General features: G+C 37.1%; 17 protein-coding genes and 1 tRNA gene. 16 read left to right on the top strand and 2 right to left on the bottom strand.

Going from position 1 to position 18,681, the window contains the following annotated elements:
- Nucleotides 1-21: 21 nt before the first annotated feature.
- The 8 genes from K4422_RS01640 (at nucleotide 22) to K4422_RS01605 (ending at nucleotide 7,363) form a co-directional block, all read left to right on the top strand.
- A complete protein-coding gene (locus K4422_RS01640; protein WP_206903092.1) occupies nucleotides 22-2,727 on the top strand; it encodes a sigma 54-interacting transcriptional regulator in 2,706 nt (901 codons plus the stop codon).
- Nucleotides 2,728-2,869: 142 nt separating this feature from the next.
- Complete coding sequence (locus K4422_RS01635) at nucleotides 2,870-3,193, top strand: PTS sugar transporter subunit IIB (RefSeq protein ID WP_016172413.1); 324 nt, start codon at nucleotides 2,870-2,872, stop codon at nucleotides 3,191-3,193.
- 18 nt (nucleotides 3,194-3,211) lie between these two features.
- Nucleotides 3,212-3,544, top strand: a complete 333-nt coding sequence (locus tag K4422_RS01630; RefSeq protein WP_206903091.1) for a PTS lactose/cellobiose transporter subunit IIA — start codon at nucleotides 3,212-3,214, stop codon at nucleotides 3,542-3,544.
- A gap of 126 nt (nucleotides 3,545-3,670) precedes the next feature.
- On the top strand, nucleotides 3,671-5,092 hold the full coding sequence (locus K4422_RS01625; protein ID WP_206903090.1) for a PTS sugar transporter subunit IIC: 1,422 nt from the start codon (nucleotides 3,671-3,673) through the stop codon (nucleotides 5,090-5,092).
- 174 nt (nucleotides 5,093-5,266) lie between these two features.
- Nucleotides 5,267-5,488 carry a hypothetical protein gene (locus tag K4422_RS01620; RefSeq protein ID WP_206903089.1) on the top strand — a complete coding sequence of 74 codons (222 nt, stop codon included), beginning with the start codon at nucleotides 5,267-5,269 and terminating at the stop codon, nucleotides 5,486-5,488.
- 75 nt (nucleotides 5,489-5,563) lie between these two features.
- Nucleotides 5,564-5,746 carry a hypothetical protein gene (locus K4422_RS01615; protein WP_396139483.1) on the top strand — a complete coding sequence of 61 codons (183 nt, stop codon included), beginning with the start codon at nucleotides 5,564-5,566 and terminating at the stop codon, nucleotides 5,744-5,746.
- Nucleotides 5,743-6,156, top strand: a complete 414-nt coding sequence (locus tag K4422_RS01610; RefSeq protein WP_230708811.1) for a DUF3284 domain-containing protein — start codon at nucleotides 5,743-5,745, stop codon at nucleotides 6,154-6,156. The genes K4422_RS01615 and K4422_RS01610 overlap by 4 nt, the downstream gene beginning before the upstream one ends.
- Nucleotides 6,146-7,363, top strand: a complete 1,218-nt coding sequence (locus K4422_RS01605; protein WP_230708809.1) for a GNAT family N-acetyltransferase — start codon at nucleotides 6,146-6,148, stop codon at nucleotides 7,361-7,363. The genes K4422_RS01610 and K4422_RS01605 overlap by 11 nt, the downstream gene beginning before the upstream one ends.
- Before the next feature lie 32 nt (nucleotides 7,364-7,395).
- Here K4422_RS01605 and K4422_RS01600 read toward each other — a convergent pair.
- Nucleotides 7,396-7,469, bottom strand: a tRNA-Arg gene (locus K4422_RS01600).
- A 66-nt stretch (nucleotides 7,470-7,535) separates the two neighbouring features.
- On the opposite strand from K4422_RS01600, the gene K4422_RS01595 reads away from it, so the two are divergent.
- Nucleotides 7,536-8,468, top strand: a complete 933-nt coding sequence (locus K4422_RS01595) for a DUF7916 family protein (protein ID WP_206903085.1) — start codon at nucleotides 7,536-7,538, stop codon at nucleotides 8,466-8,468.
- 61 nt (nucleotides 8,469-8,529) lie between these two features.
- On the opposite strand, the gene K4422_RS01590 is transcribed toward K4422_RS01595, so the two are convergent.
- The gene (locus K4422_RS01590) at nucleotides 8,530-9,864 is read right to left on the bottom strand and encodes a Y-family DNA polymerase (RefSeq protein ID WP_230708807.1); all 1,335 of its coding nucleotides are present in this window, start codon (nucleotides 9,862-9,864) and stop codon (nucleotides 8,530-8,532) included.
- Between the two features lie 177 nt (nucleotides 9,865-10,041).
- Between K4422_RS01590 and K4422_RS01585 the strand changes: the two genes are divergently transcribed.
- From K4422_RS01585 to K4422_RS01555, 7 genes are all read left to right on the top strand, one after another.
- Nucleotides 10,042-11,163, top strand: coding sequence for a baeRF6 domain-containing protein (locus K4422_RS01585; RefSeq protein WP_230708805.1), 1,122 nt, complete (start codon nucleotides 10,042-10,044; stop codon nucleotides 11,161-11,163).
- Nucleotides 11,164-11,437: 274 nt separating this feature from the next.
- Complete coding sequence (locus tag K4422_RS01580) at nucleotides 11,438-11,638, top strand: cold-shock protein (RefSeq protein ID WP_206903083.1); 201 nt, start codon at nucleotides 11,438-11,440, stop codon at nucleotides 11,636-11,638.
- Between the two features lie 216 nt (nucleotides 11,639-11,854).
- Nucleotides 11,855-14,605, top strand: coding sequence for a helicase C-terminal domain-containing protein (locus tag K4422_RS01575; protein WP_230708803.1), 2,751 nt, complete (start codon nucleotides 11,855-11,857; stop codon nucleotides 14,603-14,605).
- An 80-nt stretch (nucleotides 14,606-14,685) separates the two neighbouring features.
- Nucleotides 14,686-15,189, top strand: a complete 504-nt coding sequence (locus tag K4422_RS01570; RefSeq protein WP_230708802.1) for a cell wall elongation regulator TseB-like domain-containing protein — start codon at nucleotides 14,686-14,688, stop codon at nucleotides 15,187-15,189.
- Nucleotides 15,190-15,277: 88 nt separating this feature from the next.
- Complete coding sequence (locus K4422_RS01565) at nucleotides 15,278-16,471, top strand: pyridoxal phosphate-dependent aminotransferase (RefSeq protein WP_230708801.1); 1,194 nt, start codon at nucleotides 15,278-15,280, stop codon at nucleotides 16,469-16,471.
- A gap of 59 nt (nucleotides 16,472-16,530) precedes the next feature.
- Entirely contained in the window at nucleotides 16,531-17,829 is a 1,299-nt protein-coding gene (asnS, locus tag K4422_RS01560) for an asparagine--tRNA ligase (protein WP_206903079.1), read from the top strand.
- A 238-nt stretch (nucleotides 17,830-18,067) separates the two neighbouring features.
- The gene (locus K4422_RS01555) at nucleotides 18,068-18,304 is read left to right on the top strand and encodes a hypothetical protein (protein WP_230708800.1); all 237 of its coding nucleotides are present in this window, start codon (nucleotides 18,068-18,070) and stop codon (nucleotides 18,302-18,304) included.
- Nucleotides 18,305-18,681: the final 377 nt, after the last annotated feature.

Here is an 18,681-nt window from a genome sequence, read left to right as displayed (position 1 = left end):
AAATGAGGCAAGGAGCTTGTCATGAATTCACGGAAAGAAGAAATCTTACACACATTAGAAATGCGCAAACAAGGAATGACGGCTGTTCAGATTGCGGAGTTATTAAATATTGATAGAACCAATGCCAGCCGCTATTTAAATGAATTGGCAAAAGAGCAACGGATTGTAAAAAATCCTGGTCGACCAGTAATCTATGAACCCTTATCAGAAGAACAAGTACATGTTGATAATTCTTCTGCAGTGACCTTTGATGCGTTAGTGGGGGAGACAGGTTCTTTAAAGGTAGCCATTCAACAAGCCAAAGCCGCAATTTTATATCCACCGCGGGGACTACATACTATTATTTTTGGTGATACTGGAACAGGGAAGTCACTTTTTGCCGAGTGTATGTATCAGTTTGCGTTAAAATCCCAAACCTTAAAAAAAGATGCTCCTTTTGTATCCTTTAATTGTGCGGATTACGCACAAAACCCGCAATTATTATTTGGTCACATTTTTGGGATTAAAAAAGGGGCTTATACGGGAGCTAATGAAGATAGCCCAGGTTTAATTGCTAAAGCTGACAATGGCATACTATTTTTAGATGAAATTCATCGCCTACCTCCAGAAGGACAAGAAATGCTCTTTACCTTTATTGATAAAGGGGTCTATCGTCCACTCGGAGAAAGTAATAAGACCTATGAGGCTGCAGTCCAAATTATTGGGGCGACAACAGAATCCTCAGAGAATTTTTTGACAACATTTAATCGCCGCATTCCAATGTCGATTACATTGCCAAGTATCAAGGCCCGCTCTTTGGATGAACGGTATGAAATCATTACGCTATTTATTAAACAAGAAGCCAACCGCTTAAAACAAAAGATTGAAGTAGAACAAGATGCGATTATTGCATTTATGTTATACCAAGCTGAAGGTAATATTGGGCAAATAAAGCGAGATTTAAAATTAGTCTGTGCCAAAGCATTCTTACATTACCGAACCAAACAACAAGACAGTCTGTTGGTCCGCAAGGAAGATTTATCTCTGCCGGTCCAAAAAGGGCTGTTAATGCGCAAAGACTACAGCGAAGATTTAAAACAGTTTTTGGAAGGCAAGGGAAACTTACTTAGCTTTGAGCCTGGTGCAACCGAAGTAGTATGGAGTCAAGATCCAGAACGGAATATGCAAGTTTACAATGCAATTGAAGAAAAAGTCACCACATTATCTGACCAAGAGTTAAACAACGTTGATTTAGAGCAATTGATTTTAGGAGATGTGGATGCTTATTTTGAAACATATGTTGAGGAATTAACGCAAAGTACATTGCACAAGGAATTGCTACCTAAAGGGATTTGGCAGTTGACCAGTGAACTTTATGAAGTGGCTGAAGAGCGCTTGGAGCGAAAATACAATGAAAAGGCCCGCTTTGCTTTTGCGCTCCATTTGCAAAGCACGATCGAACGTTTAAAAGATGGGCATACGATTATTCATCCGGATTTAAATAATATCCGAAAAAACTTTAAACAAGAATTTCAAGTGGCACTCGATTTGTCTACTATTATTGAAGAACGCTGTCACATTGAGATTCCTTTTGATGAGATCGGTTTTATTAGTATGTTTTTATCCATTCAAGTGGGACAAAATACCGCATTACCAGAAAAAAACGTTGAGGTTATCGTATTGATGCACGGTAAGCAAACGGCAACTTCAATGTTAGAAACAGCCCAAGAATTATTAGATACTACAACAGGTATCGCCTTTAACATGAGTTTGGATATGGAAGTTCAAACCATTTACAATCAATTGTTAAGCTATGTGCAACAAAATGAGGCAAAACTGACCGGCGGCATTTTACTTCTGACAGATATGGGTTCTTTGAATTCTTTTGGTGATCTAATTTATGAAGAGACCGGTATTCGAACAAAAGCAGTATCTATGACTAGTACGATGGTGGTTTTAGAAGCACTGCGGATGGTGGACATGGGAAGAACTTTAGAAGATATTTATCAAAATACATTGTTGTCTTTTAAAGCAATTGTAAAAGATGAGTTCAATCTTCATAAGAAAAAACAAAAGAAAGCCGTCGTTGTAACCTGTTTTACCGGCGAAGGTGTTGCTAGTAAATTATATGAGCGCATTACACCGGTAGTTGATAAATCGCAAACAGAAGTCATTCAAATGCAATTTATTGAAAAAAATGCTTTCTTACAACACATTGACGCACTAATGGCGGAATATGATATTAAAGCAATTGCCGGAACCGTAGAAATTGATTATCAAAATATTCCTTTCTTTTCAGCTTATGAAATATTTGATAACGAGCGATTGCGTGTATTAAAACAAATCGTAAACGATGATATCCCCCTTGAAAAAATTGGGAAGTCCCTCCAAGAAGCCTTAACGAGTGTGAGTGGGGTCGAACAGTTGATGATGCAATTGCAACAGCTTTTACATCATGTTGAAGGACAAATGCATGCAGTTTTAGAACCAAGTGTGGATGCGGGCATTATGATCCATCTTGCCTTTTTAATTGATAATTTGCGAAATGGCGGAACTTCACGACAATTTGATAATTTAACTAGTTTTCAAAAGAAATATCGCTTGGAGTGTGATTTACTGAGAACGAGTCTAATGCCAATTGCCAAAAATTATCAGGTCGAATTTAGTGATGATGAGATTGCCTATATCGTCCAAATGATCCAACAAAATAAAATCACCAGTACGTATCCGCTTACACAGAAAAATTAGTGTGTAATTTGTGTGTGTGTTCTGTGTATTAAAAAACAACGATTAAAACGCTTTAATAACAGCGTTTTAATCGTTGTTTTATTTTGGCACACTTCTTGCATTATAGTTAAGTGTAAGATAAATGAAAAAGAGGTGAGATAAAATGGCAAAAGAAACAATTATGTTAGTTTGTTCAGCAGGGATGAGTACAAGTTTACTTGTGACCAAGATGGAAAAAGCAGCTGAAGAAAAAGGTATTGATGCCGATATCTTCGCAGTTTCAGCATCTGAAGCAGACAATATTTTGGAAGAAAAAAATGTTGATGTATTATTACTTGGCCCACAAGTTCGCTTTATGAAAGCGCAATTTGAACAAAAAGTTGCACCAAAAGGCATCAAATTAGATGTTATCAACATGGCAGATTACGGCATGATGAATGGTGAAAAAGTTTTGGCGCAAGCTGAAAAATTGATGAATGAAGAATAATCGTTAGGAGGGAATTTTGTGGAAGAACAACAAAGCTTGGAAGCCATCATGGGTTTGATCATGTATGGTGGGAATGCCAAAAGTGATGCGATGGAAGCAATTCAAGCCGCTAAAAAAGGTGATTTTGAATTAGCAGATAAAAAAATCGCAGACGCGGAAAATTCTCTGACTGAAGCACATCATTCACAAACCAATATGTTAACCCAAGAAGCACAAGGCAAACATGTTGCTGTAACACTTTTGACTGTTCACAGTCAAGATCATTTAATGACTGCCATTGCTGTCACTGATTTAGCAAAAGAAATTATTGATGTTTATCGCAAAATGGCAAAAATGGAAGCCGAAAAATAGGCTTGCTACAGGTTTATTAAATAATTAGCTTACTGCTAGGCAGGTGAGCAGTTTAAAACATCTTTTTTATACGTGGTTGTTTGTTAAAAGGATGATACCTGTAATTTTTTATTAGGAGGAAATAAAATGGATGCATTAACAGCGTGGTTAGAGAAGCACGTGCTTCCGATCGCAGCAAAAATTGGTTCCCAAAAACATTTGGTTGCTTTACGGGATGCCTTTATTGGCACGATGCCTGCTACTATGGCCGGTTCAGTAGCCGTTATGATCAACGCAATTATTCGTGATTTACCAGGGCAATTTATCTCAACTTGGGGTGCCAGCATTGCTGAAGGAAAAGGTATCTTTGCTCTTATTAGTACGATCATTACAATCAATGGTTACGTTTGGAATGGTACATTAGCAATCGCCGGGATTATCTTCGCCTTTTCATGGGGCTTTAACTTAGCTCGTGCTTATGGTGTTAATGATTTAGCCGGTGGTATCGTGTCTCTTGCGGCCGCTATTTCTGGTGTAACGTATTCTTACTCTGGTACATTAGCACAAAAAATGCCTGCAGACTTAGTTGATCAAATCAATGCGAATTCTGCAACAAGCGGTTGGTCTGCAACTGCTGATGGCATTACAGCAAATGCGTGGGGCTGGATTCCATTAAACAACATGGATGCAAACTTCTACTTTACCGCAATGATTGTTGGTTTTGTAGCAAGTATTATCTTCTGTAAATTAATGTTGGCTAATATTACTATCAAAATGCCAGAACAAGTGCCACCAGCAGTTTCAAAAGCTTTTGCCGCAATTATTCCTGCGACAGCTGCTTTATATGCAGTAGCACTTTTCTACTGGATCTTCTCTAAATTAGTTCCAGGTATGACATTATTGGCTTGGATTCAAGAAATGATTGCTAAACCATTGCTTGGTTTCTCTCAAGGTTACGGCGCCGTATTAATTGTGACTTTATTCGTACAATTATTCTGGTTCTTCGGGATTCATGGTACCAACGTATTAGCACCAATTTTAGAAGGTGTATTCTCTGTAGCACAACTTAAAAACGTTAACTTGTTCCAAGAAGGCGGTATGTCTGCCGTTATCGACGATGGTTACAAATGGGTTCGTGGTTCATTTGATATTTATGCATGGTTTGGTGGTGCCGGTGGTACCTTGATGCTTTTGATTGCGATTTTAATCTTCTCAAAACGCGCAGATTACCGTGCAGTTGGTACTTTGGGTGTTGGCCCTGGTATCTTCAATATTAACGAACCAGTTATGTTCGGGATGCCAATTGTATTAAACGCATTGTTATTCATTCCTTATATCTTAGCGCCACTAGTATCTGTTTCAATCGGTTTCTTTGCAACGCAAGCTGGTTGGGTAAACCCAGTATCACAACAAGTTGTTTGGGTAACACCACCAATTCTAAATGCATTGTTAGCGACAGCAATGGACTGGCGTGCAGTAGTTGTTTCAATCATTTGTATGGCTGTAACATTTGTAATTTACACACCATTTGTTATTGCAGCAAATAAGATTCAACCAACTGATTTATAAAATGTCGAAGAACTGTTTTCGCTTCCCAAAGAGGTGGAAGCAGTTCTTTTCTTATGAAGAATTTTATGGGAAAATAAAACCGTCAAGGCAGTTTAACGTAAGTATAGAAAGCTTTGCTGTAAAAAAGTTAAAAGTGCAATCTAGGAGTAATAAATTTATTAAGGAGGAATTTTCATGATTAGTATTGCAAGTGCGATGCAACAAGAAGAAATAAAAAAATTATTGGCTGAGTATAATGAAGCTGGGATCAGCTATTCTTTCAAAGAAAAAAAAGGGATCAAATTATATTTTGAAGTAACTGGTGACCAAGAGCAAGCAGCAACTACTGCAAAACAATTAATTAAAGCACAGCCTTGGGGATCTGTTTTATATTTCCAAGCTGCAGTAGAAGCATAAATAAAAGCATAAAGCAGCGCTTTAGAAAAAATGGATTTAACAAAAGGTGTAAAAGTAGGAAGTAGGATGATAAATATGGTAAAGAATGGCTTGTTTTTATGTAGTATCGGCTTTTTAATCACTATTTATAGTTTTAGCGGACCATCGCAACAAATGAATGTGGGACGTTTGATAGTAGGGTTAGCGTTTATTTTGGTTGGTGGACTATTATTTCTAAAAGGCAAAACGCCAAAACGTGAAAGAGGCGATAAAGCATGAAAGTAGAAAAAAATTTGAATATTTCAGCAGAAAAATTTTTTGATAAGATGATGGACTCAGTTATTTTTGATGTCAGAAAAGCGACGGGGAAAAATATTACACGCAAACAATTAAAAAATCTTTCCTACGTGAAGCAATTTTCGAAAAATAGCAGTGCCAAAATTACAATTGAAGAATTGGTTGAAAATCAAATATATCAATTTAAAACCTCAACAAGCCGTAACGAATTTGTCGTCCGCTATGAAATTACACCAATTAACGACAAGACTTGTAAAGTCAGCTATAACGAAAATATGCAATCTTTTGGTTTTATGCAACAAATGAATGATATGATTTTAGGCATTATGCTAGGATTTTTCCGCAAGCGCCAGTTTGGTAAGATGCTAGAAAATATGGCAAATGCCAATTAAAAAGGGGGCTATGGCCACCTTTTTTCGTTTGGAGGGAAAACCGGTGACAATTGTAAAGATGAAATCAAATTTTAATGACCAGATGTTTGACTTGGCGGCTTATGCTTTTGCTCGTGAGAAGAGCGCTACAAAAGTTGAACGTTTTGAATATCTGGCCCGAAATTCTAAAAACTATGGTTCTTTGGCGGAAAAGAAATTGGTTAGTCAAATTATGGCTACGCCTTTTTTAGTCAATTTTTGGAATCAGACGTTTGAAATGAGGGGAATTGGCTATGTTTCCAGTTATCCTGAATTTCGCAAACAAGGTCGTATTGATAAGCTTATGAAACAAGTGCTAGAAGACAGTTATGATGAGGGCGTACAGTTAGCTTATTTAGCACCGTTTTCCTATCCTTTTTATCGCCGCTATGGCTATGAGACAGCATTTTTGCAAATTCGTTATGAGGCTCTAGCAGAAAAATGGCCTTTTGGCGGTCAAAGTCACGGTAAAGTCAGCCGTGTTTCTTTTGAAGTAGCGCAAAAGAATATGGCAGAAATTTATCAAAAAAGTACTGAAAGTATGCGTGGGGGAATGTTGCGGGCTGAGTGGTGGTTTACCTACAAATTTTCTTTGCATAAAAATTTTAACTTTGCACTATATGAAGAAAACGGGGTAAAGTGTGGTTACGTTGTTTATCAAATTAGCGTCGATAAATTGGAAATCATAGAATTAGTGGCCTTGTCAGAAAAAGGAAAAAGAAGTTTGCATGATTTTATTGCAGCACATAGCGGCACAGTCAAAACAATTCATTGGACGCATCCGTTTGGCGGTACAACCAAATTACTGCAAGTTTTGGATCCACAAGTAGAAGTGAAGATTTTACCTTATATGATGGCGCGGGTTGTCAATGTGGCGACCTTTTTAAAATCATTTCCTTGGCAAGAAAAGATTCTGTCAGATTTCGCTATTGAAATTTATCAGGATAATTATTTGCCAGCTAATAATGGTATATACGAGATTTATCCAGATGGGAATGTTTCCAAGGTTAAAGAAAGTTTGTTGCCAAAGATTAAAGCCACGCCACAAAGCTTTACACAGTTGTTTTTAGGTAGTGTGAAGATCAAATCTTTACAGGCAGAAGAAAAAATTGATGTAACACCAGAGCTGGCTTATGCCTTAGAAAAATTGCTACCATCAGAAAAACCGCTATTAGCGGACTATTTTTAAAATAAAAAAGAAGCCCTAAACGGACTTCAAAACGTTCCCGACTGGAATTGAACCAGCGGCCTGTCGCTTAGGAGGCGACCGCTCTATCCGACTGAGCTACGGGAACATACTGTTATATTTTAGCCTGAAGTGATAAAGGATGCAAGTCGTCCGTAAAGAAAGAGGAATACAAATGGTAAAACGATTAATTAGTGCTGATTATAGTGATGTAAAAAAAATGAGTGCCAAAGAATTGAAACAATCGATTAAAGCAAGTGAAGGTCGTGTAATTGTAACAGAAACGGTTGTGCAAACAATTCCACAAGCAATGGATGTAACCAATGCAGAGGTAGCAGCATCATTTGGCGCTGACTTAATTTTATTAAATGGTTTTGATTGTTTTCGGCCAGTTGTTTTTGGGATGCCGGGCTTAACACCAGAAATGATTTTTGATGAAAAAACAGTGATTGAAAATCCAATCCCAACTTTAAAAAAATTAACAGGACGACCAATTGGCATTAATTTAGAGCCTATTGCCGCCGAGTTGGATTTGATGAGTGAGCAAGTTGTCATCTCTAAGGGACGAACAAGTTCCATTGAAACAATTCAAGAAGCAGAAAAATTAGGTGTTGATTTTATTTGTTTTACTGGAAACCCCGGCACCGGTGTAACCAACGCTGCAATTGCTGATGCTGTCAAAATTGCCAAAGAACATTTTTCAGGCCTAGTGATTGCTGGAAAAATGCACAGCGCAGGCTCAAGTGAACCGGTTGTGACCAAAGAGGCTGTAGCTGCTTATGCCAAGGCAGGAGCAGATATTTTATTACTACCAGCTGTTGGAACGATTCAAGGCTTTTTAGAGCAAGATTTAATTGAAGCGGTAAAATTGGCAAAAGAAAATGATCTGCTAACAATGACTGCCATCGGTACTAGCCAAGAAAGTGCACGTCCAGAAACGCTACGACAAATGGCGATCACTAATAAAATATGTGGCGTTGATTTGCAACATATTGGCGATGCTGGCTATGGCGGCATGGCACCTGCAGAAAATATTTTCGAAATGTCTATTGCAATTCGAGGGATGCGCCACACCATTAATCGTGTGTCTCGTTCAATCAATCGCTAAAGTATAAATAAACTTAAAGCCACTATTTTGTAAGAAAACTTACAAAATAGTGGCTTTTTGTCTATAGACCATCTAAACCACCGGCACCGCCGTTATGTCCGCCGACCAAATGACTGCGGGCTAGACTGCGGGCACCATCTAATTTGCTTGTCGCGTGAATAATCGCAGCAAATCCATATTTTGTCCGAATTTTATCGATAATTTTATCTAAACGTTCATCGTTTATTTGGACTTCTGGGGAAGTAAACAAATTCAACTGCTTCGCATTTGTATAAATAAGTTTTCCATAACTAATTCCTATATGACGGACAACTTGCCCCGTATAATACTTACGAAAAATAGTTAGACAGTAGTGGATTAATTCTTTTGTATTATCTGTGGCTGTAATTTTCATTTGATGAGAAAAGCTGTCTTTTTCACCACCACGACTAGTACCAATATATACAGATACACATTGGCTGAGACAATGGTGACGGCGAATGCGGGCAGCAACTTGTTCAGCCATCTCTTTTATTACAATTTCAATTTCCTTTTGATCTGTATAATCTTTTGGTAAAACTTGACTGTTGCCATAAGATTTCTCTTTGGTAGGAGGTGATTTTTCGGCAATAATCGTGCGATCAATCCCGTTTGCATGATAGTAAAGTTGCAAACCTAAAATGCCAAAGTGACTTTTTAGGATGATGGGATCACTATTGGCCAATTGTCTAATCGTATCAATTCCTAAATTGTAAAGGCGTTTTTTCATACGGCGGCCGATGCCCCAAAAATCTGTTAGTTCGGGAATAGACCAAACTTTGGTTAAAACATCTTGGTAACGAATTTCAGCAATGAAACTAGGACTGTGTTTGGAAAAATTATCTAGTGCAAGTTTTGCCAGAAGTGGATTATCACCAATGCCAATGGACAAAATTAACCCCAACTTTTCTTTAACCTCATTTTGAATGTGGTGAGCCAAACGCATACGTTTCATATACCGTGATTCCGTCGGATCGGGATAAAATAAATTTAAAGAATGACTAACATCTAAAATGGATTCATCAATGGAATAAGGCAATAAATCTTCATCAGCCACGTATTGCTTGAAAATAGCGTTAAAACGCATATTTTCTTTAATGTACAAACTCATGCGCGGCGGCACTTTTAAAAGGTTGGGATGATCGGGTAAATTGTCAGCTCGGGTCACGTTTGTGATTCCTAATTTATTTTTTGCCGCCGGAGAAGAGGCGAGGATTAAACCGTTACCGGTATTATCTTCACTACTCATTACGACCAAAAGCGTGGTTAAGGGGTCTAAGTTGCGCATCACGCATTCCACGGTTGCATAAAAGGATTTGACATCAATAAATAAAATATCTTGAACAATTTCTTTACGATAATCGAAGTTTGCTTCCATCGAATCACCTTCTTTCATCTTTATTATACGAACATGTGTTTGTTTTTGTAAAGCGAACAGAAAGTAAAAACTGGTTTGGCTTAGAAATGAACAGAGGCCTTATTACTTTATGTAAAAATGTAAGCGTGTTACACTTTTAATGTAGTGTTATTCATTATTTTTAGGAGGTAATGTTTTATGACCAAAGTTGGAAATGAAGTCTTGCGGCAATTAACTGCTGATCTTGAAAAAGGGCCTTTTGTCACGATTATGCTAAATACCCATGTTGCCCACCAAGATGTAGAAAAAGATCAAATCAAATTTAAAAACTTCGCCAAAGAAGCCAAAAAACGTTTTGAAAAGAAATATCCTGAAAAAGAATGGAAAAAAATTCAAGATAAAATTGATACGCTTTTAGCTGACGCTTCTTTCTGGCGTAGCGGAACAAAAAGTGTTGCCGTTTTCTTGACACCAGAAGAAACGCTTGTTCATCGCTTAAACATTGCTGTTGATGATCAGTATTATGTAGGGGACCTCCCTTACTTACTGGCTTTAATTAAGAATGGTCAGTTTAACTATACGTATTATTTATTGGCTTTAAATCGCGACTCAATGAAGTTATATTTTGTTGATAATAAAGAAATTACCGAAGTGATGTTGCCAGAAGATGCGCCAATTGATGTTAAAACAGCTCTCGGAGACGAATTAACTGGCGGGAGTCTAAATTATAGCTCCCAAGGTAGTCAAACAGGCTCAAAAGAAGGTATTGCTTATCATGGTGTTAATGCCAAAGATGAAGAAGTAGAAATAGACTGGGTAAATTATTATCAAGCAGTCGATACTTTCTTTAAAGATAAATTTGACAACCCAGCAAATTATCCAATGTATTTATACGCCTTGCCAGAAAATCAAACTATGTTCAAAAAATACGCTAAAACACCGTATTACCAAGCTGATGCTGCTATTTCAGGTTCACCGGCTCAATTAGATATTAAGAAAATTAAAGAAGATTTAGGTGAGATTGCAGACACGTTATCTCAAGCTGAAATTGCTTCTTATCAAAAATTATTAGACAAAAAATTTGTTGATCAATTGCCAGATATTGCATTAGCGGCTAAAGAAGGACGCATTTCGGATTTATTTATTGCAACTTCTAATTTAGTGGACGGTTTTGGTGAAGATCCAGATACAGAATATGATCGACGACAAGTTTTGAATAATTTAGTTGCCGATGTTGTTAAAAACAGTGGCCAAGTTTTTGTTTTAGAGCAAAAAGATGCACCAGATGAAAAGAGTTTGACGGCTATCTTACGCTACTAATCCCTTTAACAGCTACGTTTTCTAGCGATTAATTTCGTAAAAAAAAGCTTTGTGCCAAAGAAATGAATTCTTTTGGCGCAAAGCTTTTTAAATTGTCTTAACAATTAGTAAAAATAAATTCGCTTTTATAAATTATTTGTGGTACAATTCTTTTTGTAGTTATTGTAAAGGTAATTAATGGCAAGCTTGTTTCATATTTAAACATCTTCCACTTTTTCACCGGATACAAGGAATTGCACAAATACGTGTGTTTCACACAAGGAGGATTTTTAATATGCAAACAGGTACAGTTAAATGGTTCAACGCAGACAAAGGTTTTGGTTTCATTACAGCAGAAGACGGTAACGATGTATTCGTTCACTTCTCAGCTATCCAAGGCGACGGCTTCAAAACTTTAGAAGAAGGCCAAGCAGTAACTTTCGACGTTGAAGAAGGTCAACGTGGCCCTCAAGCAACAAACGTTACTAAAGCTTAATTAAATCTAACGTATCAGCCTGACGATTTTATCGTCAGGCTTTTTTTTGTCTAAAAATTTTAATCGCCTATTCTTCTTTTGTTCACTTATGCTGGCCGCAAATTTTGCAACGGCCTTGTTAAAAAGCATGTTTTTATTTCGCGGTTATTGAAAAAATAGTATAATTTCAAAAGGGCCTTAGTTCCCATTATGAAATTTATTAGGAGATGGCTTAGGATGAACCAAAATACAACGTATGCCGTAGTGGATATCGAAACAACGGGCACAGATCCCAAGGTTGATCGCATTATCCAAATCGGCTGTGTTTTAATTAGAAATGGCCGTCTAATCAATCGTTTTGCGACAGATATTAATCCAGGAAGAAAAATTCCTAAACAAATTCAAAACCTAACGCATATTTCCAACAGCCGTGTTCAAAAAGCACCCTATTTTGAAGATGTAGCTTTTATTATTGCTGATCTATTGGCGGATACGGTTTTTGTGGCACATAATATCTTTTTTGATTACCAATTTTTAAATGCTGAACTTAAACGTTGTGGTGTGACGCCTTTAAAAATACCCGGTATTGATACGGTTGAGTTAGCTCAAATTTTTCTGCCAGAAGAAAGCAGCTTTCGATTAAGTGATTTAGCTGAAAGTTTTGGCCTACAACATGACAATCCCCATCAAGCAGACAGTGATGCTGAAGTTACTGGTGCCTTGTTACTTTATATTGAAGCCGTGATGCGGCAGTTACCTTTAGTAACGTTAAAGACTATCAGTGAGCGGGCAACGCTTACTGCGATGCAGACAGGGGAATATATCGCCAATATCTACTTACAACAATTAAAAGAAAATCCACCTTTAGCTGCTGGCCTAGAAGTAATTGACGGAATTGCTCTAAGAAAAAAAGCAGTAACGTTATATGAAGATACTTATTATCAGACAAAGTATCCCCAAAAGAAAATACAAAAAGAAAAGCTTTATCAAAATGAACTATCGTTTCGCAAAGAACAAGCACGGCTCATGAATTTAGTTCATCAGCACTTTACTCAAGATGAACCAAAAGACTTGCTCATTGAAGCTGCTACAGGTATGGGAAAAACGATTGGTTATTTATTACCTGCTAGTTTTCTAGCCACGCCGGAAAAACCGGTGGTTGTTAGTACAGTCTCGTTATTATTGCAAGAGCAAATCATGAAAAAAGATATTCCCTTGTTAAACCGCTTTTTAGAACAAAAATTACAAGCTGTTGTGGTGAAAAGTAAACGACATTATTTGGATTTAGCGCGATTTAAACAAACGCTAAGTAAACCAGTTTCACAAAAACAATACGCTCTTTATCAAATGGCGGTCTTGGTTTGGTTAACCAAAACGACAACAGGAGATTTCGGCGAGCTGAATTTAATTAACTTAAATCATCTTTTCTTTCAAGATGTGGCGCATCGCGGCGTGAATTACTTGTCAAAAAAATCACCTTTTTATCAACATGACTTTTTAAAGTTTTTAAATAGTCAAATGCAAGAAAGCAATTGTTTAATTGTAAATCATGCTTTTTTGGCACAAGAAAGTTTACGAAAAGAACCATTATTACCTGAATCGCCCTATCTTATTATTGATGAAGCCCATCATTTGCCGACAATTTGTGAAAAAATTGCAGCAGAGTCATTTAACACTTTCACCTTTGAAAAGCAGGTACAATTAGCGCTTAGCGAAGAAGGGATTTTTGCCAAACTAGACGATTGGCTAGCAGAAGAAATGGCGGCCAAACACTTCATTGCATTACTGCAAGAAGAGTTAAAAGAATTAGTTGCTAGTTATGAAGTGCTGCGTGATTTATTACTACACAAATTAGCTCCAGAACAAGAAATTATAACGTCAGCAGATTTTTTAAAGTTTGATAAAAAGACTTTAAAATGTTTTAAGAAGATTGAACTCTTTTTAAAAGAAAGCAGCGAGATTAAAGCAAGCTGGCAACAATTTCTTGAAAAACGCGAATTTGCTTGGAGCACAACGGCGCAAATTGATTTTGCCACTTTAGCAGATTTGTTAGACGAATTAGAAAAACAAAAACGTATCATGCAACGATTTTGTCATGATTTTGCGCCGCGCTATACCCATTGGATTTTACGAAGAGAAAAACACCCAGGGTTAACTTTTCAAGTCACCGATTTTAACGCCGCAATTTTACCTCAAACAAAGTGGTACCCAAGGTTTGAAAAAATTGTTTACGTTGGTGGCGCGTTAAAACTTACAAAAGATCGCAACCTATTTGCCAAACGCTTAGGGATACCAACAGCAAGTTTAAAGATTGTCCCGGCTCCGTTTGATTACGCCAATCAAACGGAAATTTTAGTACCTACCAAAGCGGCCTATATACCTAAGCTTTCACCAAGTGAATACAGTGACTTTTTGGCCGAAAATTTAACGCTTTTATTAAAAGATTTTAAACGACCAGCCTTGGTATTGTTTACTTCTCACGATGTGCTACAAAAAGTATATGAGAAAATGCATCTAACATTTTTGGAAAACGGTCGAGAAATACTTGCCCAAGGAATAGGGGGCAGTCGAGATAAGTTGTTAAAACGCTTTAGTCAAAGTAATGCTGGGATTTTATTTGGGACTGATAGCTTTTGGGAAGGAATTGACTTACCAGGAGAGCAATTAGAATTAGTAATTGTGACGCGCTTGCCTTTTGAAAATCCCAAACGCCCGTTTATTCACGCGCGCTATGAGTTTTTAAATGCGATTGGCGTAGATCCTTTTAATGAAGAGTCATTACCTAATGCGATGTTGAAATTGCGACAAGCTTATGGACGGCTTATTCGTTCATCTACCGATCGGGGCGTGATGGTGGTATTAGATCGGCGTTTTGTTAACACCACTTATGGCAAAAAATTACGACAGGCAATTCCTAAAAAAGTTACAATCAGTGAAAAACCTATTTTAGAGATAGCTGCAGAGATTACAGAATTTTTAAAAGATTAGTGGATTTTTGATAATGAAAAACTTTTTACTTTGAAATCTGCTATAATTAAAAGCAATTATCACAAAAGGAGCGTCAACCTGTGAAAAAAAACTTGGCAAAAGAAGAGCGCCAGGAACTGATTTTATTTATTATTTCTGGTGTTTTAGTGGTTGTTATTGCTTTGGGTGTATTAGGCTATTTGAAGGCGCAGAGCCCCCTGCAACAAGCAAAAAAAGAAGCAACGACACTAGCAAAAAAACATACCAACTTGGTAAATGTCGACGAATTTTACTGGTACAATCGCAAGCAAACGTACTTTAGTTTAATTGGCAGTGATAAAGATGGAAAAGAAATTGCAGTCATTGTACCAAAGTCAGGCGATAAAATTACCGTATTGCCGCAAAAAGAGGGCATTACAGCCGATAAAGCTAAAGCCTTGGTCAATAACACCTTTCATAGTCAGACGGCGAAGAAGGCTGAATTAGGCATGTATGATAAAAAACCAGTTTGGGAAGTAATGGCAACAGATAAAGAAGGCCAGATTACTTATTATTTATTGTCCTTTGAAAAAGGGGAAGAAGTAAAAGTTATTAAAGCTGTGTAAGTTTTTAAAATTGTTTATTATTCCGAAAAGATTTCGGCTTAAATAACCGCTTCACGAATTTTTTAATTTTATTGAGGAGATGATGAGTATGAAATTATCGCAACGGGCCCAAAAATTAGAACCATCTGTAACGCTGGCAGCCGCAGCGAAAGCTAAAGCGCTAAAGGCAAAAGGAGTCGACGTTTTAAGTTTAACAGTAGGTGAGCCGGATTTTACTACGCCAAAAAATATTAAAGATGCGGCAATCACAGCGATTAATTCCGGTCAAGCTAGCTTTTACACGCAATCTGCTGGTATTCCAGAATTACGTCTGGCGATTGCAGACTATATGGAAAAGTACTACGACCGCAAGTATGCAATTGAAGAAATAATCGTGACCGATGGAGCAAAATATGCGCTGTACAATTTGTTTCAAGCAATTTTGGATAAAGGAGATGAGGTCATCATTCCGGTTCCATATTGGGTTAGTTATGGCGAACAAGTGAAATTGGCTGAAGGTGTTCCGGTGTATGTCGACGGTTTGTTTGAAAATGATTTTAAAGTAACTGTTGCCCAATTAGAAAAGGCAAAAACAAAAAATACCGTTGCATTAATTCTTAACTCACCATCAAATCCAACTGGGATGATTTATACAAAAGAAGAGTTAACGGCTATTGGCAATTGGGCGGTTAAAAATGATATTTTAATTGTTGCCGATGATATTTATTGCCGCTTAGTTTATGACGGAAATGAATTCACACCGATTGCGACACTATCTGAGGCGATTGCCAAACAAACGATAGTAATTAATGGCGTATCAAAGACATATGCTATGACCGGGTGGCGGATTGGTTTTGCAGTAGGGGACGAAAAAATTATTAAAGCTATGACGAACATTGCCTCGCAATCAACCAGTAATCCGACTGCTGCTAGCCAATATGCGGCTTTAGAAGCATTAAGCGGTGATCAGACTTCTGTTGAAAATATGCGGGCTGCTTTTGAAGCGCGCTTGAACAAATTATATCCGCTAGTGGCGGCAATTCCAGGTGTTGAGTTGAAAAAACCCCAAGGAGCCTTTTATCTATTTCCAAATGTTAAAAAAACAATGGAAATGTGTGGTTATGATGATGTGAATGTTTTTGTCGAAGATTTGCTGGAAGAAGGACACGTTGCCTTGGTGACAGGAGCCGGGTTTGGTGCTCCAGAAAATGTTCGGATCAGTTACGCTGCTAGTTGGGATATTTTAGAAGAAGCAGTTAGACGAATGCATAAATTTGTTGAAAACAAACGCAATAAAGATTAGAATGCTAAGGGGTAATCCTTATACTAGTAATTATTGTAAATAGAATAGGAGAGACACAAGTGGAACAAATTCAAATTATTGACGCAAAAAACCACGTTGGTGAAATTGTCACAATTGGTGCTTGGGTTGCTAACAAACGTTCTAGTGGTAAGATTGCTTTCTTACAATTACGAGATGGAACAGCATACTTTCAAGGTGTGGTAGTAAAAAGTGAAGTGCCTGAAGAAGTTTTTCAAATGGCCAAAAATTTAAATCAAGAAACTGCTATTTTAGTAACTGGCGAAATTAGAGAAGATAGTCGTTCAAAATTTGGCTATGAAATTGGTGTACAAAATGTGGAAATCATTGGTGAAAGTCATGACTATCCGATTACACCAAAAGAACATGGTACAGACTTTTTGATGGATCACCGCCATTTATGGTTACGTTCATCTCGTCAGCATGCTATCATGCAAATTCGTAACGAATTAATTCGGGCAAGTTATGAATTCTTTAATAAAGAAGGTTTTGTTAAAATTGATCCACCAATTTTAACCGGTTCAGCACCAGAAGGAACAACCGATTTATTTGAAACAAATTATTTTGATCAAAAAGCCTACCTGTCTCAATCTGGGCAACTTTATATGGAAGCTGCTGCCATGGCTTTTGGGAAAGTATTTTCATTTGGGCCGACTTTTAGAGCAGAAAAATCTAAAACACGTCGCCATTTGATTGAATTTTGGATGCTAGAACCTGAAATGGCCTTTATGCATCAAGAAGAAAGTCTAGAAGTCCAAGAACAATATGTGGCTTACTTGGTACAAAGTGTATTAGATAATTGTGATTATGCATTACATGTGTTAAAACGCGACCGTGCGGTTTTAGAAAAATATACGCAATTACCATTTCCACGTATCACTTATGATGATGCAATCAAACTATTACAAGAAAATGGGTTTGATGATATTGAATGGGGCGATGATTTTGGTTCTCCTCACGAAACTTTTATTGCTAACTCCTTTGACCGACCTGTTTTCATTTTGAATTATCCAAAAGCAATCAAACCATTTTACATGAAACCACATCCAACTAGAGAAGATTTGGTGATTTGTGCGGATATGATTGCGCCAGAAGGCTATGGTGAAATTATCGGTGGCTCTGAACGGGCAACAGATTATGAATATTTACTTGAACAAATTCGCGCTCATGGTTTAGATGAAAAAGAATATTCTTGGTATTTGGATTTGCGCAAATATGGATCTGTGCCTCACGCAGGTTTTGGTTTAGGGTTAGAAAGAACCGTTACTTGGTTAGCCGGCATTGAACATGTCCGTGAAGCGATTCCATTTCCACGCCTGTTAAATCGAATTTATCCATAAAAATGAAACCGCCGCTAATTAAAAGCGGCGGTTTTTTTTATCGGTTTGAAAGATCGTGTTTTTTAGAATTCATAAATTTATTCAAATGCAATTATTTTATTTAAGTATTTTAAACTTGAATTAAAAATTGGTATATAAGTATATACAAGTTGAAAATATTGATTTAAAGCTAATTTATCTTGATTTTAATTCAAAAGGTATGTTATCATGGGTGCAACGTAAGGAAAGAAGAGGGGTTATGAAAGTGATAGCAGAAAAATCAATCGTGTTAGGTAAACAATATATGGTACAGCCCAAAGGATTCCATCGTGCAATTTTAGCAACAGCAGCAAAAGTAGCAACAGACGGCATTGTTTTTAAAGTCGATTTTTGTGAGCTGTGTGACCGCGACCAAGTATCACAAGACAATCCCTATGTAACAGCTACTAGCTATGATGTGAAACGCGCTGTTGGTGAAAATTGTTTCTTTAGCTAATTTTATTGTGAGCTCAAACCACAGTCTTTTAGACTGTGGTTTTTTTGTAGCAAAAAAGTTGATGACCGACAAAAGAAATTATAGCCTAACTTCAAGCAATTTCGTTGTTAAACTAAATTTTTGAAAAATCAAAAATATCATTTAATCAAAATCCTACCGGTATTAAAAAAGCTTTTTACCAGCTGCACATCTGCTAAGTTTTTTGCCCATGCTTTAAGTTTAATCTCCATTTTCATCAAATACAGGAATGAATTTGCTAGTTAGATGGATAAAAAAATTAATATTCCCCCAAAAGGGCAATCTTAATATGACAGTTTGTTTACAATTATTTTCAATCATTGGCTTTTCATGTACAATAGACCATAGTGTAAAAAAGG

The organism is Enterococcus sp. SMC-9 (assembly GCF_021011285.1).
Lineage (GTDB): Bacteria > Bacillota > Bacilli > Lactobacillales > Enterococcaceae > Enterococcus_C > Enterococcus_C montenegrensis.
This window is presented reverse-complemented; position numbering and strand designations above follow the sequence as displayed.

Excerpts from the sequence above, each read along its gene's own strand:
- K4422_RS01590 (WP_230708807.1), bottom strand. The coding sequence starts at position 9,864 with ATGGAAGCAAACTTCGATTATCGTAAAGAAATTGTTCAAGATATTTTA.
- K4422_RS01575 (WP_230708803.1), top strand. The coding sequence starts at position 11,855 with ATGAACCAAAATACAACGTATGCCGTAGTGGATATCGAAACAACGGGC.
- K4422_RS01625 (WP_206903090.1), top strand. The coding sequence starts at position 3,671 with ATGGATGCATTAACAGCGTGGTTAGAGAAGCACGTGCTTCCGATCGCA.
- K4422_RS01595 (WP_206903085.1), top strand. The coding sequence starts at position 7,536 with ATGGTAAAACGATTAATTAGTGCTGATTATAGTGATGTAAAAAAAATG.
- K4422_RS01565 (WP_230708801.1), top strand. The coding sequence starts at position 15,278 with ATGAAATTATCGCAACGGGCCCAAAAATTAGAACCATCTGTAACGCTG.
- K4422_RS01635 (WP_016172413.1), top strand. The coding sequence starts at position 2,870 with ATGGCAAAAGAAACAATTATGTTAGTTTGTTCAGCAGGGATGAGTACA.
- K4422_RS01640 (WP_206903092.1), top strand. The coding sequence starts at position 22 with ATGAATTCACGGAAAGAAGAAATCTTACACACATTAGAAATGCGCAAA.
- K4422_RS01615 (WP_396139483.1), top strand. The coding sequence starts at position 5,564 with ATGGTAAAGAATGGCTTGTTTTTATGTAGTATCGGCTTTTTAATCACT.
- K4422_RS01610 (WP_230708811.1), top strand. The coding sequence starts at position 5,743 with ATGAAAGTAGAAAAAAATTTGAATATTTCAGCAGAAAAATTTTTTGAT.
- K4422_RS01580 (WP_206903083.1), top strand. The coding sequence starts at position 11,438 with ATGCAAACAGGTACAGTTAAATGGTTCAACGCAGACAAAGGTTTTGGT.
- K4422_RS01605 (WP_230708809.1), top strand. The coding sequence starts at position 6,146 with ATGCCAATTAAAAAGGGGGCTATGGCCACCTTTTTTCGTTTGGAGGGA.
- K4422_RS01555 (WP_230708800.1), top strand. The coding sequence starts at position 18,068 with ATGAAAGTGATAGCAGAAAAATCAATCGTGTTAGGTAAACAATATATG.
- K4422_RS01585 (WP_230708805.1), top strand. The coding sequence starts at position 10,042 with ATGACCAAAGTTGGAAATGAAGTCTTGCGGCAATTAACTGCTGATCTT.
- K4422_RS01620 (WP_206903089.1), top strand. The coding sequence starts at position 5,267 with ATGATTAGTATTGCAAGTGCGATGCAACAAGAAGAAATAAAAAAATTA.